The organism is Nocardia asiatica NBRC 100129, from assembly GCF_000308415.1.
Classification (GTDB): Bacteria; Actinomycetota; Actinomycetes; order Mycobacteriales; family Mycobacteriaceae; genus Nocardia; species Nocardia asiatica.
Genome location: NZ_BAFS01000469.1, coordinates 47,426 through 61,480 on the forward strand (window position 1 = coordinate 47,426; position 14,055 = coordinate 61,480).

16 protein-coding genes and 1 pseudogene are annotated in these 14,055 nt (G+C 66.3%); 3 read left to right on the plus strand and 14 right to left on the minus strand.

What is annotated here, in order from left to right; translation table 11 throughout:
- Positions 1-14 precede the first annotated feature (14 nt).
- Positions 15-398, plus strand: a complete 384-nt coding sequence (locus tag ON27_RS37420) for a GFA family protein (protein ID WP_051047480.1) — start codon at positions 15-17, stop codon at positions 396-398.
- Between the two features lie 54 nt (positions 399-452).
- Here the strand turns inward: ON27_RS37420 and ON27_RS37425 are convergent, their stop codons facing one another.
- Positions 453-1,301 (minus strand): TauD/TfdA dioxygenase family protein, encoded by an 849-nt coding sequence (locus ON27_RS37425; RefSeq protein ID WP_063711451.1) that lies wholly within the window; start codon positions 1,299-1,301, stop codon positions 453-455.
- 137 nt (positions 1,302-1,438) lie between these two features.
- On the opposite strand from ON27_RS37425, the gene ON27_RS40630 reads away from it, so the two are divergent.
- Positions 1,439-1,987 carry a hypothetical protein gene (locus tag ON27_RS40630; RefSeq protein ID WP_051047481.1) on the plus strand — a complete coding sequence of 183 codons (549 nt, stop codon included), beginning with the start codon at positions 1,439-1,441 and terminating at the stop codon, positions 1,985-1,987.
- A 160-nt stretch (positions 1,988-2,147) separates the two neighbouring features.
- Positions 2,148-2,576 (plus strand): YhaZ family DNA alkylation repair protein, encoded by a 429-nt coding sequence (locus tag ON27_RS40635; protein ID WP_157227896.1) that lies wholly within the window; start codon positions 2,148-2,150, stop codon positions 2,574-2,576.
- Here ON27_RS40635 and ON27_RS37435 read toward each other — a convergent pair.
- From ON27_RS37435 to ON27_RS46060, 13 genes and pseudogenes are all read right to left on the minus strand, one after another.
- A complete protein-coding gene (locus tag ON27_RS37435; protein WP_217440197.1) occupies positions 2,472-3,512 on the minus strand; it encodes a dimethylarginine dimethylaminohydrolase family protein in 1,041 nt (346 codons plus the stop codon). The two genes, ON27_RS40635 and ON27_RS37435, sit on opposite strands and share 105 nt — an antisense overlap.
- On the minus strand, positions 3,500-3,652 hold the full coding sequence (locus ON27_RS43725) for a hypothetical protein (RefSeq protein ID WP_157227898.1): 153 nt from the start codon (positions 3,650-3,652) through the stop codon (positions 3,500-3,502). The genes ON27_RS37435 and ON27_RS43725 overlap by 13 nt, the downstream gene beginning before the upstream one ends.
- Before the next feature lie 145 nt (positions 3,653-3,797).
- Positions 3,798-4,604 carry an SAM-dependent methyltransferase gene (locus tag ON27_RS37440; RefSeq protein WP_051047483.1) on the minus strand — a complete coding sequence of 269 codons (807 nt, stop codon included), beginning with the start codon at positions 4,602-4,604 and terminating at the stop codon, positions 3,798-3,800.
- On the minus strand, positions 4,601-5,146 hold the full coding sequence (locus ON27_RS37445; protein WP_043738562.1) for a hypothetical protein: 546 nt from the start codon (positions 5,144-5,146) through the stop codon (positions 4,601-4,603). Before ON27_RS37445 ends, ON27_RS37440 begins: the two co-directional genes overlap by 4 nt.
- Positions 5,147-5,195: 49 nt before the next feature.
- Complete coding sequence (locus tag ON27_RS37450; protein WP_043738563.1) at positions 5,196-7,043, minus strand: acyl-CoA dehydrogenase family protein; 1,848 nt, start codon at positions 7,041-7,043, stop codon at positions 5,196-5,198.
- A gap of 458 nt (positions 7,044-7,501) precedes the next feature.
- Positions 7,502-7,999 carry a hypothetical protein gene (locus tag ON27_RS37455; protein WP_043738564.1) on the minus strand — a complete coding sequence of 166 codons (498 nt, stop codon included), beginning with the start codon at positions 7,997-7,999 and terminating at the stop codon, positions 7,502-7,504.
- 34 nt (positions 8,000-8,033) lie between these two features.
- Complete coding sequence (locus ON27_RS37460; protein ID WP_245560547.1) at positions 8,034-9,275, minus strand: cytochrome P450 family protein; 1,242 nt, start codon at positions 9,273-9,275, stop codon at positions 8,034-8,036.
- Positions 9,276-9,287: 12 nt separating this feature from the next.
- Positions 9,288-10,514 (minus strand): cytochrome P450 family protein, encoded by a 1,227-nt coding sequence (locus tag ON27_RS37465; protein WP_157227900.1) that lies wholly within the window; start codon positions 10,512-10,514, stop codon positions 9,288-9,290.
- A 141-nt stretch (positions 10,515-10,655) separates the two neighbouring features.
- The gene (locus ON27_RS37470) at positions 10,656-11,099 is read right to left on the minus strand and encodes a hypothetical protein (protein ID WP_043738565.1); all 444 of its coding nucleotides are present in this window, start codon (positions 11,097-11,099) and stop codon (positions 10,656-10,658) included.
- On the minus strand, positions 11,096-11,374 hold the full coding sequence (locus ON27_RS37475) for a hypothetical protein (protein ID WP_043738566.1): 279 nt from the start codon (positions 11,372-11,374) through the stop codon (positions 11,096-11,098). Before ON27_RS37475 ends, ON27_RS37470 begins: the two co-directional genes overlap by 4 nt.
- A gap of 488 nt (positions 11,375-11,862) precedes the next feature.
- Entirely contained in the window at positions 11,863-12,762 is a 900-nt protein-coding gene (locus ON27_RS37480; protein ID WP_051047485.1) for a phosphotransferase enzyme family protein, read from the minus strand.
- Positions 12,759-13,769, minus strand: coding sequence for a hypothetical protein (locus ON27_RS37485; protein ID WP_245560548.1), 1,011 nt, complete (start codon positions 13,767-13,769; stop codon positions 12,759-12,761). Before ON27_RS37485 ends, ON27_RS37480 begins: the two co-directional genes overlap by 4 nt.
- Before the next feature lie 30 nt (positions 13,770-13,799).
- Positions 13,800-13,988, minus strand: a pseudogene (locus ON27_RS46060) (helix-turn-helix domain-containing protein); the annotation flags it as partial.
- Positions 13,989-14,055: the final 67 nt, after the last annotated feature.

A 14,055-nucleotide genomic window follows, 5' to 3' on the forward strand; every position in this document is an offset into this window, starting at 1 on the left:
AGAGGGGAACGCCGATGTATGAAGGTGGCTGCCTGTGCGGCCGGATCCGGTTCCGCGCCGACGCCGAGGCAAACTGGCCGCACCTGTGCTCGTGTGAGCACTGCCAGAAACTGGCCGGAGGCCCGGTCACAGCCTGGGTCGATTTCCCGCTCGCCACGTTCGCCTGGACCGGCAATGGCGGCGAGCCGACCTGGTACCACACCTACCCCACCACCAAGCGCGGGTTCTGCCCCAACTGCGGGTCACTCGTCGCCGCGATCGACGAAGGCGGCGACGCCATGGGCATCACGATGATGGCCCTCAACGACCACAGCGCGCTGACCCCGGTGCACCAGTCCTGCAAGGACAACGCCGTGCCGTGGCTGCCGGTCATCGAAACCGTCGACGCCGGCTCCTGACTCCGCCGATCGAATGGCCGCGCCGAGCAGTGGCGCTCGGCGCGGCCATCACGTTCACATGACCGTGGTGCGGTAGAGAAGACGCTGGTGGCGGGTGTGATCACACGGCGAGGCGGTGTGCATCGTGGCCCGGTTGTCCCAGATGACCAGATCCCCTACCGCCCACCGATGCGAGTACACGTACCGCTCGGCGGTCGCATGGGCATGCAGCCGATCGAGCAGGCTCGCCGACTCGGACTCATCGAGGCCGACGATGTTGCGGATGATCATCTCGCCCAGCAGCAGCGACCGGCGCCCGGTCTGCGGATGCTGCCGCACCAGCGGATGCACCACATCCGGCACCCGCGCCCGCTGAGCCTCCGTCAGCGGCACCTTCGCCGGGTTGTCAGCCGCTTGGCGTTCGAACAAATGCACCATCGAGTGCACCGCCTCGAGCCCGTCGACCCGGGCGCGCAGCTCGGCGGGCAGGTCATCGTAGGCCGCGGTCGTATCGGCGAACCGAGTTTGTCCACCCACCTCCGGCGCGATCACCGAGTACAGCAGCGACACCGAACTCATCGCCGGGCGAAACGACAGATCGGTGTGCCACTCCTGCTCGTTGTCGCCGTCGTACAGACCGATCGGCACGCCGTTGCGATGAATGTTGCTGATCGTCACGATCTGCGCAAAACCCGGCACCGTGAACTGATCCTGCACATGTATTTCCGGCTCACCGAACACTCTGCTCACCCGGATGTGGTCCTCGTGCGACAAGGCTTGATCCCGCACCACCAGGACCCTGTATTTCAGAAGATCGTCGATGAGGGAAGCCGAAACCGATTCCTCCAGCGGGCCGGACAGATCAATCCCGAAAACCTCAGCGCCGAATGTGGATGCCAACGGGTCGATATGATAGCGACTCACCGATGAATTCTAGCAAGAACAGCCCTGTATTCAGGCTCAAATCGGAGAGCCGGGACGGATGCTCCCCGGTGGCGGTAGATCTGCTCGAGATGAGGGTCTACTGCGGTCCGAGAGGAAAAATAGGATATCATTTCGCCATGACTCAGCCGATTCCGCTGAAAGAATCCGCCATGAACCGCGCACGGGTCGAATCGCTGGCCAGCGATCTATCACGCGTCGAGCCCGGCTTCGACGCCGAGGGGTTCGTCACCACCGTCATGGCGCAACTTCCACAGCTGGAACTCAAAGCCCGAATCGCCTGTGTCGCAGACGCTTTGGCGGATCACCTGCCCGCCGATGTCAGCACCGCGACAGCGATCGTGGTTGCCGCGCTGCCCCCGCACGACGATGCAACCTTCACCGGCAGCGACTTCGGTCTCTACACCTACGCCCCGTATTCCGATTTCATCGCCCGCTACGGATGCACCCGCGAAAACCTCGACTCCTCACTCAACGCGTTGAAAGAAATAACCAAGCATTTCACCGCCGAAGACGCGTTGCGCTATTTCCTCAACGCATACCCCGACGAGACGATGACAACTGTTGCGGAATGGAGTCGCGATCCCGACTATCACGTCCGTCGTCTCGCCAGCGAAGGAACACGCCCTAAACTTCCCTGGTCGCCCCGCATCACCCTCCCCCGTTGACGTCCCAATTCCGATATTGGACGAACTGTTCTCCGACGATTCTCGGTTCGTCACCCAATCGGTTGCCAATCACCTCAACGACATCACCGCTACCGATCCAGAACTGGTATTGACCACTCTGGGTCGGTGGCGTGAATCGCACAGGCAGCGCCCAAAGGAAATGGAATTCATCGTCAGGCAATCGCTGCGCACACTGGTCAAAAAGGGGCACCCCGGTGCGTTCGAATTCCTCGGACTGTCGATCACCCCGGCGGTCGATGTCGCAGAACTACGCCTGGACGCACCCGCGGTGGCCATCGGAAACAGCCTCGGCGTCGACTGCACCCTGCGGGCGACCGGCACCACCACCGAGCGCGTCGTCATCGACTACGTCCCGACCTACCCACGGGCCCGATCCGGCCACGGGGAAGCGATATTCAAAGGGACCACTCTCGACCTGAACCCCGGTGAATCCCGCACCGTGACCCGGACACAACCGCTGCGTTCAACAGCCAGCCGCAAACTCTCCCCCGGCACCAGCCGATTGCAGATCCAGATCAACGGCCGCCGAATCGCCGAGGCCGCTTTCGAACTGCTGCCCGCCAGGTGAAGGCACGACGGCGCTCGCGCGGGCCAACGGCAGCGTCGAACAGCGGAAACCGCCCGGAATCCGGGTGACCTCGGAATAGTCCACCGGGAACACCTCGATTCCCCGCGCATCGAGCTGCGCGGCGATCCGCTCGCTGCGCTCGGCGACGACCACCACACCCGGCCCCAGCGCCAAGGCGTTCACCTCCACCGCCGCAGCCTCCTCGCCGGTCACCGGGATCAAGTCGAAATGCGCTGCGAACCAACGCATCTGAGCATCGTCGAACACGCCCGGGTGCACGAGTGCCACCTCCGGCGCGACGATGTTGAAATGGTCGTCCAAGTGCACGATGCCACCGCAGGCGAACTCGATCGGCCGGACGGTGCGGTCGCTGCCGAGCCGGTCGAGCTGGTAGCGCAGCGCGTCGACCCCGGCCGGCGAGGTCTCCTCGCTCAGGCCGACCAGCACCAGCCCGTCGTGCAACATCACGTCACCGCCCTCGATCGTGCCCGCATCGAGATAGGCCACCCGCTCGATGCGCTCCACCAGACGCCGCACCCCCGCGAACTCCCCTTGCCGCCGCCGCGAGTGCAACCGGGACACCACGAACACATCGTCGACGACGAACCCGATATCGCGCGTGTAGTGCTGGCCGTAGGAGCCCGGCACCTGCTCGGCGAGCACCACCTCCACACCGCGGCCGCGCAGGAGATCAATGAAGCGGTCCTGCTGCGCGCGCACACGGACAGGCGAATACGGCCCCCATCGGCTGGTCTCGCGCTGGCGTGCCAGCACCGGATCCACCGACCCGGACAGATCCAGCGTGACCGGCCCAGCATGACGCATCACCACCGACCGCAGCTCCCCGAACTCGCTGTCCACCCCGACCCGTCTCACCCGAACTCCCGTCACTGCCGCGCTGTCGATCCGCTGCTCGTCGAAACCTACGCCGCCCATGTCCTTGCCAGGATCCCCGCCGCGATCTCCCCGACCACCACAGGCTGTCCGACCTTCTCCACCAGCCACCCCATCGCCCTGGCCGCCACCATAATGACGACCAGGCCGACGAAGACGACCACGAGCTGACTACCCGGCATGCACACCCCCTCGCTGTGACGCGACGGGCTGCGCCGACCGCGCCACCCACCCCGATACTATTTCTGGAAAACTGCTGTGGCGCATGGCAACTCGGACTTGGAGGCCCACCCCGCTGAAAGGGTGGACATATGCTGCTCGATCCGGTCAGCGAAGCTTCCCCACGGCGACGTAGCAGCACACCTGCTCCTCCTGCGGCGGCTCCCAGCGCTTGCGCCGCGCACGGCGACGGTCGAGTTCGTCAGCCGGTCGCCATCGATGCGGAGCAACCAGCCCCGGCTCGACGAGGTCGCAGCGCGCCAGCAACGAAGCCACGTCTCCGCGCGAGCGGGGTCGAAAGTCGATGCCATAGCTGGCGTAGACCTCGGCAGCACTTTTGACCACACCGGGTTCTATGTCGTCGGCGACGTGGCTCAGCGCCACGAAAGAGCCACGCGGCAACGCGGCGGTCACAGCGTCGACGACGTCGACCGGCTCGGCGATGAACTCCGCCACGAACGAAAGACACACCGCCACAGGCGCACCAAGGTCCAGCACGGTCGTGATCTCGTTGACGATGGTGTCGGTGTCGGTCAGATCGGCATGGGAGAAGAATGTCTGAGCATCATCAGCGAGCAGAGCCCGACCGTGAGACGCGACCACCGGATCATGGTCGACGTAGAGGGTACGCGCGGCGGGCAGGTGTTCACGTGCGACGTCGTGGACGTTCGGTGCGAGCGGGTAACCCGAACCCAACTCCACGAATTGCGCAACCTGCTCTTCCGCAGCCAGATACTCCACCGCGCGCAACAGCCACAGCCGCGTCGCGCGAGTCGCCATCTGGAAGCGCTTCGCCTCGGCGGCCAGCCGCTCGCTGGCGGCGAAATCGAGGGAATAGGCATCTTTGCCGCCCAGCAGGGCGCTGTGAATGCGGCCGCTGTGCGCTCGCTCCGGACTGTGCGTATAGCTGTTCATCCGGTTTCCCCCTCCTCGCCAGTTCCAGCCGGGTTGGAGTCCGCCGCTATTTCGGACCACCTCAGCAGTTGCGGGCCTCGGGGGTCGCCGATGAGGATTCGTAGCTGGCACCAGGCTCGGCAGATCTCCTCCCCGTCCGCTGCTACGGGTGCCGGGGCTCCATGGTTGCGCAGCTCCATGGCTGTCAGCACCCGGGAATCCTCGTCGCAGAATTTCAGGGCGTTCAAGTACTGCTGGAGCGGGGTGGCGGGCTCACGCCACGGCCCCCACACCACGGGGTCGTAATCCGCCCAGTACCGGTGGAATCCGGAGCGGTCGAGATCGGTCATGCGCTGCTGCCATTGCGGGTCGCCGATCAGCCGCAGGTATTCGATATAGGCTTTTCTGATTCTGTACCCGTCGGCGGGAAACGCAGCCGGAATCGGTGCACGCAGCAACGTCCGGGCCTCCTCGGGAGAAAGTGCCTCCCACTCAAGCAACCTCCTGCGGAACCTCTGGATGGGGGTCGGATCATCCCAGCCTTCTTCATCGGCCAGACCCATAGCTGTCCTTTCTCTGCTCGTGCGGGATCAGGTGGTAGGAAAAACCGATTCAGCTGGCCTGGCGGACCGAAACCGCAGCGGCCGTGTCGGCGTTCGAGCCGGTCAGCGTCCGGTAGGGGTCGAGGTAGTCGCGGGCGAACAGCGGCGCCCCGGGTAGGGCGGGGATGTCGAACGCGGCCACGAGTTCGGCCATGGAGTCCGCCAGCACGCTGCGGTGCTCGATCAGTTCGGTGTGGATCCGGGTGGCCTGCTCGGCGCTCATCAGGCCGTGGACCGTGTACCAGCCGCCGTGCTCGTAGATGCAGCCCAGCGCGTAGGCAGCAGCCGCCGAGTGCAGAAGCCGTTCGGCGGCTGGATGGGGTGCGGTGGCCGCCGCGATGTGCAGTGCGGTCGCGGCCAGGCGTTCCCCGGTCGCGGCGGTCAGCTCCGCGGCCGCGGTATCCGACCCCCAAACCGGTCCTGCCGCACCGTAATTGCCTTGGTGCATCCCGGCCGCGATTGTGTGCTCGCGCGCAATCAGCGGCTCGATGTACGACGGCAGACTGCCGGGGGTTTCCCGCAGGTGCAGCTCGAGCAGATCCTTGTAGTGTCGTCCCGCCGCGACCTGCATGATCTGGTCGTCGCCCTCGGCGGTGGAGATGCCGTCGGCATTGGCGATCCAGTCCGGGATGTAGTTCGAGCGCAGAATGCCCTGCGCGCCGGCGCGGCGGCGGCACATGACCAGCACGTCAAAAGCGGTGCCGGACAGCAGCGGCTTGGCCACCATCGGCCCCAGCGTCACCCACGGTGATGCACCGGCCGCGCGGAGTTCGCGTGCCCGCCGGCCGAGGATGCTGGTGGCCCAGACCGCCGCCAGTGCGGTCACGATGTCGCGCTGGACCGGTCCGCGGTCGATCATGACCGTCCGGCCCGGGCGGCGCTGACCGGCGTAACCGACGACTCCCGCCAGCGCGGCGCGAGCAGTGGCGATCGCTCCGCACGGCAGGTCCACCCGGCCACCACCCAGGGGATCACCCGTGCGGGCGAACCGTTGCTCCCACTGCACAGTGCAGTCGAATTCGCCGCTGCTGGTGATGCGCGCCCAGTCCCCGCCCAGCAACGCCTCGCGAGGCAGTACGCACTCGGCCGGATCGAACACGATCAGGCCGTGGTCCATCGCCGAGGCCGACCCGATCTTCTCCGCCAGCGCCCTCACCCGCACCCCGGGAGCGAGCTGCCCATCGGCGTCGCGTACGCGCAGCAGAAACGGCAGCACCCCTTCATCGCGGCCGTCGAATTGCAGGCGCGCGGTGACCACTGCGATCTTCGGGGACCTTCCTGCCAGGTTCGGCATGAACTTCGCCGCTTCGACGGCCGGTTTCTCTGCGATGGTTGGCTTCTCTCCGATGGTTGGGGTCGCCAGCCGGAACCCTCCGACCGCCGGATCCCAGGTGGCGGTCGTGCGGCAATGGGGTCCGTTGGTGCCGGCCAACTCAGTCAGCATCAGCACACCCACCGCCGCGCCGGTATCGAGGTCGGTGGCGCAGCGCTGTACATACTCGGTGCCGATCCCGGAGGCGAGGATGGCGCCCAGCGCCAGGTTGAGGTGCCCGCTCATCAAGGTCAGCACCGAAGGCGCGGCGATAGCCGCCTCCTCGAACAGGACCCCCCGCAGCCGGGGATCACCAGCGATATCGAGCGCGGATCCGCCCATTTCGCGGATGAGTGCCCGCAGCAGACCCGGTGTACGCGAGTGCTGTTCGGCGTACGTCAGCCCGGACGTCGGCACGTCCCGCACAGCGAGCACTGCTTCACGGACCCGTGCGTGCAGCGGGGAGTCTGGGCCGACCAACACCGTGTGCAAGGCGTCGACGAGATCGGTGTTGAGTGGACCGTCCAGCGTGCCGTGGGTTGTCATGACTGTCCCTTCGGGAGTGCCGGTGATGCGCCCGGTAAAAACGGCGGGGTCGTGTCACCGAACGCTTCGAGCTGCACGCACTTTCGTGATGGCGTGCTGAGGTGGAGCTGTGGGTGAATGGCAGCGGTGCGTGTGGGTGCACCGGCCCCGCAGAGCTGCACGACAGATCCTGGCGTCACTGAATGGACCTGCGGTTTTCCCTGCGGGGCACTGCTGTGCCTATCTCGCTGTAATCAAATGCAGCGCTGGATCAATAGTTCGGTCATTCGCCGTTGTCGGACCGACGCCGATATAGGCGGGCAACACCCCCCTTTCACGGGTTCTGGTTACTGGGAAGCCGGACTTGCAGAGAGGGTCGACGATGCGACACAACGAGATTCGGTTGTGTCACGTCGTTCTCTGCTGGCCGGACACTTTCTGTGCCGCCGAGCGCCGCGGCGGCGCCTGGGACGAAGGGGTTAGCCGAGCCACAGGCCGGTTGCGTGGAGGGTGCCGACCCAGTCCGAACAGACGTGGCGGCCGCGGGTGAGTGCGCCGAGGACGGCGAAGGCTTGCGGGGGTGTCCATGTTTCACACACCGTGGCCAGGACCAGCCAGTCCGCGCGCCATCGCTCGTTATGATGCGGCACGTCGGCGCCGGCTCGTAGCACGACGGCCATGGTGCGGCCCGGGTGCGGCCACCATCGGCGGTCGAACTGGTCTGTCGGCGTGCTGATGACGTCGGCTAGGGTGAGGGCCTGCTCGAGGTCCAGGGCCGAGCGTGCGGTGGCAAGCTGCTGGTCGAAGAACTCGAGGTAGTAGTGAGGGTTCTGGTCGAGATCGTCGAGTTGCTGAGGGCTCAGGTGCCCGGTGGCGCGGTGGTGGTCGATGAACTCGCGGTGATAGGTGTCCAGGAAGGTGTGCGGGACCGCTGCGCCGTTGTAGTCCAGCGCGACGGGGGCAGGATCGATGGTCATCGGTGGTGTCCTTGTTGGGAGCGGGATACGGGGATCAGTGCAGGCTGACGGGGAAGGCGGACAGTGCCCGGTGGAACGGTCCCGGCCGCCAGGTCGGCCGCCCTTGCGGTCGGGCGTCGGGCAGCATGTCGATGAACCGCGTGATGCCTTCGGTCGCGATCAGACGTGCCACGGCCTGCGCCGGTTTCGGGCACTGGTGCGGCCCGGCGGAATAGCCCAGGCCCCAGCCGGCCTGGAGGTATTCGCCGTCGCCGGTGTTGACGGCGGGGTCGTTGTTGCAGGAGGCCATGCTGATCACCACCGGCTGGTGGGCGGGCAGCCAGATCCCGTCGACCGTGACCCCGGCCGGTGGATAGGAGAGGCAGTAGTTCGCCATCGGCGGGTCGGTGATCTCGTTCTCGGTGACCGCCTCTCTGATCGGCACACCGAAACCATCCCCGCCTGCCACGAATCGGGGGTCGTTGAATATCAACCGCAAGGTGTTGGCCAGCAAGTTGGTCGTCGGTTCGATACCCGCCCCATACAAGGTCACCAATTGGTGGATCAGTTCCACATCGTCCAAGCCGGTGTGGTGAGCGATCAGGCGCGAGGTGACATCGTCTCCGGGCGCGGCCTTCTTAGCAGCGATGTGCCCGCCCAGCGATTGGCCCAGCACCTTGTTGACCTGTTCGGTGTCCTCAGTCGACTCGAACATGCGGGCCATCGCCCAGGCGACATCGTTGCCGACCTCGTCGGTGCAGCCGAGTATCCGGTTGAGTACCGTGAACACCAGCGGGCGCGCGTAGTCGGCGATGACGTCTATTTGGTTGGCGTCCTGGATGTCTCGTCGGTGGCACAGGGCATCCAGCAGCTTTTCGGCAGCGTCGATCACCTCGTCACGCAGGCGGAACAGATCGATGCCGTCGAGGCTGTCGATGTTGGCGCGTCGATAGCGGTCGTGGTCGGTTCCGGCGCTGCGCAGCGCGTTGGGCCGATATTCGATCATCGGCGCGATCGGGCACCCGGCGGGCATGGTGTGCTGCCATCGGCGTGGGTCGGCGGGGAAGCGTTCGGGATCGCGGAGGATTCGCAGCGCGGTGTGGTAGCGGACGACCAGCGTCGCCGGTACGCCGTGGGCGAGTTCGACGGGGACCATGGGGCCCTGGGCGCGCATCCAGGCGTAGACCGTGTGAGGGTCATCGGCGAAGTCCTGAGTGTGGATCAGGGTTCGTTCGCACACGTCCTCGATCGGTGTCGAATCCGCGTCCGACAGGGCGGGAATGGAGTTCGGCGGCACAGCAGTGGTCTCCTACGTGCTGATGGGGTGTGGAAGCGGTGATGTCGGGGCGAACGTGACCGGAAGGGCAACCAGCGCACGGTGATACAGGGTTTGCAGCCACTCGATCCGCGTGCCGGGTGCCCGCTGCATGTCGGGGAGGGATTCGAACAGCAGGTTCAGGGCTTCTTCGGCGGTGAGCATCGCTATCGCCGCCGCTTCGTCCGGGCATTTGTGCTGGCCGCCGCCCCAAGCCAGATGGGACCGGCTGCCGACCTTCCTGGTGTGGTCGGCGGCCATGACCGGATCAGCGGCACAGCCGGCCAGGCTGACCAGCACCGGCTGACGAGGATGCAGGTGTACGCCATCGCGGATCTGCAGGCTCAGGGGAAACCGCGGGCGAAGAGTCGGCCGCGGCGGCTCGACGGCCAGCACGTGCTCGAGCGCGTCCCGCAAGGTCAGCGACCCGCACATCACGTCGCCGCCGAACTCTTCGTCGGTCATTACCAGCATGAGAGCGTTGACGATCAGATCGATGGTCGGCAGGCATCCGCTGGTGTACAGCAGCAGCACCTGCTGAACCACCTCGTAGTCGTCCAGGGTTGCAGGATGCCCGCACAACCATGAGGTCACATCTGTCCTCGGGGTCATCCGGGCGGCCTCCACAGCCGACCAGACGAGCGGGGTCAGTGCGCTTGCATCTCCCATGGTGCGCAATGTCCGGACCGCGATGTCGGCCTCGTCCCAGATATCCGGAGGCAGACCCAACATCCACGAAAATGTCTGTACGACAAGCGGGCTCGCGAATTCATCAACGAGATCGGCGGAGCCTTCCATGCAGAATGTCTTGATCAGTCCGGCCGTGAATTGACCGACCGTGGTGCGTAGTGCGTGCTGATCGATGCGTTCGAGGCACTCGCGTACCGTGTGGCGCAACCGCGCGTGATCGGTGCCGCTGGCCCGCGCCAGATCCGGCCGATCCCGGCGCTCGGCACGCTGGTGGGACTGCCCTGCTTTCGGGTCGGTCGGGTAGTGCAGGGGATCGTCGAGGACTTCGCGGGCGTGTTGGAACCCGATCACCGCGGTCGCTTTCTTCCCCGGCCCGGTCTCCACCGGAACCACAAGCCCGTGGTCGCGGTGCATCTGCTGATATGTCCGGTGCGGATCGGCGAAGAACTCAGGCCCGTACAGCTGCACCGCCCGATCGGCGTCGGCGTGCGGGCATGTGCCGGTTCCTGGTGGGGATGCTGGGGTGGTCAAATGTGCCTCCGGGCAGGGAAATGACGTGCTCGGGGCACGACGAATCAAGCCGGTCCGTCGCAGCGGCCGACTATGAGGGGAAGGATCCGGACGCCCATGCGCGGTGAGCGCGGGCCGCCAGGGAAGAACGGTGGTGGATGGTTAGAGGGAGACGTGCTCGCCGAGGTTGTTCGGCGCCGCCTTCAGGCGGGTAACGCAGTCGTCGTAGGCGCGGGTCGCGCTCACCACGCAGGGGATGTTCTCGCAGATGGTCCAGTACGCGACTCGCGCGGCCAGCACACCCGGTCGCGCCGGGCCGAGGTCGAACGCTGTGGCAGCGATCCGGTCGAACTCAGCACACAGACGCAGCTCGGGCGGGTTGGTATCCGCAGGCCCCTCGGCCTGGTCCCAGTTGACCGCGGCCGGCGGAGCACTGAACCGCTGGGTGTCCTCGCGGCGCTGCCTGTACAGCAGCGCCATCCCGCACGCCACGCTCAGCGCCGGATGCGCATCGACAGCGGTGTACTTTCCGCACAGCGCATCCGACACCGCCCCGATCAACGCCAGCGAGTCCGGCCAGCTCTGCGCAATGCTGGCGTCGGTCATATCGTCCCCGCCTGCGCAGGCTGCGCACCCGGCTCGCCCACTACTGCACCGCCGCTCGCCGAACGCAACGGGGCGTACGGGAATTCGCGGCGGCTCTCGTCCTCCTCCCGGGATCGGGCCAGTCTGCGTACGCAGGTGACGGGATGTCCTGCGTGCTGTGACCGCAGCAGATGCGCTTGCACGGTGGTGATCTCCGGATCGGGCGGTGTTGCGCAGTCGCCCAGCGCCATCCTGTCGCGTTCCTCGGCGGGCATGTACGACAACAACTTCGTCATGCACATTCGAATACCTCCCATGTCTTGGGCACCAGCTATCGCCGCGCTATGCAGAGCGGCCCCGCAAGGGGTACGGCGCCGACCTGCACAGCTCGGTGTACCGAGGTGAGTAGCGTTCGCGATGCAGCGAAATAACTGGTGCTGGAACAATTTTCGGCAAACGAAGCAACGCCACACAATAGGGCGCGCGTACCCAATCACTTGTCCAGTTCATGGGTACGCAGGTCAGAGCGAAAAATTGCCTTCGCCACCCGGCGCTTTCACGCCAGGGAGACCCTGACATAGCGGCAGGCGGCGCCACGGCGAGACGATCAGACCGGATGTGCACGCGAGGACCGAGCGCGGAGTACCGTGCCGGAGCGGATATTTCACCGAATGAACCAACATGCGCCGAAGCTTCTGTGCCGCAACGGCCCAGGAGAACACGCACTTCGCATCTTGGCCGCGATCCTGTAGATCCCGACCGAGATGCACCGCGCCGATGATGTCTACATGCCGTGCCAGGGCTCGGTGCCGGCGCCGGGGTTTCGGAGCATGCCCAGGCGGCGGTGGAGTTCGCCGGTTGCGGCGGTATCGGCACCGGCCGCGCGGCGAATGTAGCCGGTGAGGGTGTGCAGGTCACGCATCGAGGTCAGCAAGGTGAACCCCGGCCAGCTGCGGAACTCCTCGAGGTCGAGACCGTACGCGCGGAAGAACTGCGCGAGATCACCTTCGGAGGCCCCGAATCGGAGGTGGTCGTGGCAGGTGGGGATCAGATCCAGCTCGCGCGGGCCGATACTGGCCTCGTCCCAGTCTCCCAGCACAACCCGCTCGTCGCCGTCCCACAGGCAGTTCGCCGGATACGGATCGCCATGGATGAACCCGACGCCCAGGACGGATTCGAGGCCCTGGTAGCGGTCGAGCAGTTCGTCGGCGCGGTCGGACAGCCAGGTCAGATCATCCGGCTCGAGAACTCGGCGTGCCGCATCCGAGCCGAGGATGGTGGTCAGCCCGGACAGCGGCGGATACGGGTGCAGTTCCAGCGGCGGGGTCGGCAATGCGTGGAGCCGGCGCAGGATGGCGCCGAGGTCTCGCATCGGAGGTTCACCGCGCTGCTGCTGCGGGTAGTAGCGCCACACCGTGACGGTGGCGTCGTCGATGTCGACGGCCCGGTCCACCAGCGGCTCAGTCACCGGAATCTCATGCTCGGCCAGCCACCGCGTCAGCGTCAGCCCCGCCTGAAACCGCAAGCCGCGGTGCTGGCGTCGCCCGATCCGGACCACCGCTGGCGGGCGCGGAAGGAGCCAGACAGCGTTGCTGTGGGCGCGCAGCAGCCGCGCGTCCCGGGCGTCGAGCCCGATCTGTTCGCAGGCGGCGATGAGGATGTCGTGCGCGGCCAGCTCCGTCATGCCAGGGCCGCGGTCGAGGGTGTGGTGTACCCGCGGATGGCCTCGTGAAGGTCTTGGGCGACGGGTGCTTGGGCATGGCGGTGCTCGCGGATCGCGGCGGTAACGGTATTCATCCCCTCCATGATGGCCGTGATCCGCTGCTCGGTGGGAAGTTCCAGGACCGGAGAGAGTATTTCCCGCGCGCCTTCGAACTCGTCGCAGGCGATCCGGGACAGGCTCAGCGAGACCCGAGCCAGGGCCTCGTCCCCGTAGGATCGGTGTTCGGGTGGACCGACAGTGTATTCGCCGATGGCATCCAGCGCCCACCGCTCGGCATGCTGGTGGTCACCAATCGCCTGATACGCGCAGCCCAGGTAGTAGGCCATCTTCGCGTGCGGGAATGTCAGAGCGCCACCGAACGCGGTCACCTCATCAGGCGCATCGCGTGCCTGCTCGGCGGCGGCAACGGTGCGCACCGCGGCGGAACGGGTAAGGCTGATATCACCGAGCCGACCAGCGCACCGTGCCTGCAACGCAAACAGCCGGACCCGGTAGTCGCCCGGCGGCGCCGACCCGGCCGCGTCGTCGATGACGTCCAGTGCCGTGTGTGGCTGCGGAGACCATTCCGCGATCAGGGCCTTCGTGCCGGCCACCCACGCCCGCAATCCGGGATGCGCGGCTTCCTGGGCCAGCAGCTCGGCAGCCACGGCATGCCGCATCGCGGCCTCAGAATTCCCCGCCACATCATCGGTGAGTTCACCCAGCAGTTGGACCGCGACCGCCCCCAGCAGGGACAGTTCGCGCCGGCGCTGGAGTCGCCGCGCCTGATCCAGTTGCTGCGCGATCTGCTTCCGCACACGCAGCAGGTCGGTCAGCAGCGGCAGAGGCGGCCGGTGCACGTAACCACGTGCAATTCGGCTCAGATCACGCGTCAGGCCGTCTTGGGAGATCCCGACCACCGGTTCTTCGCTCACCCACCGCACAAGGTCCGTCGACTCCTGCGCTGCGGTGGTGAGCAGCCGCTGCAACGCGGCGTCGGTGGCCGCCGACAGCAGGGCCCCATCCGCCTGCAGAACGTCATCGAGGCGAGTGGCCATGTCCGTGGTCGGTGGCCGCTCTCCCTGCTCGATGTGATGCAGGGTTGTCGGCGCATACACCGTCAGCGCGGCGAGAGCCTTGAGCGAGAGACCACGCCGCTCGCGCAGCCTACGCATCAACTCGCCGAATACGTTGTCACGGTCGATCATCGGGCCTGCCCGACCGTCGCGAGGCAACACACGCGGCCCAGAAAATCGTCCCGGCGAACACCAGAAC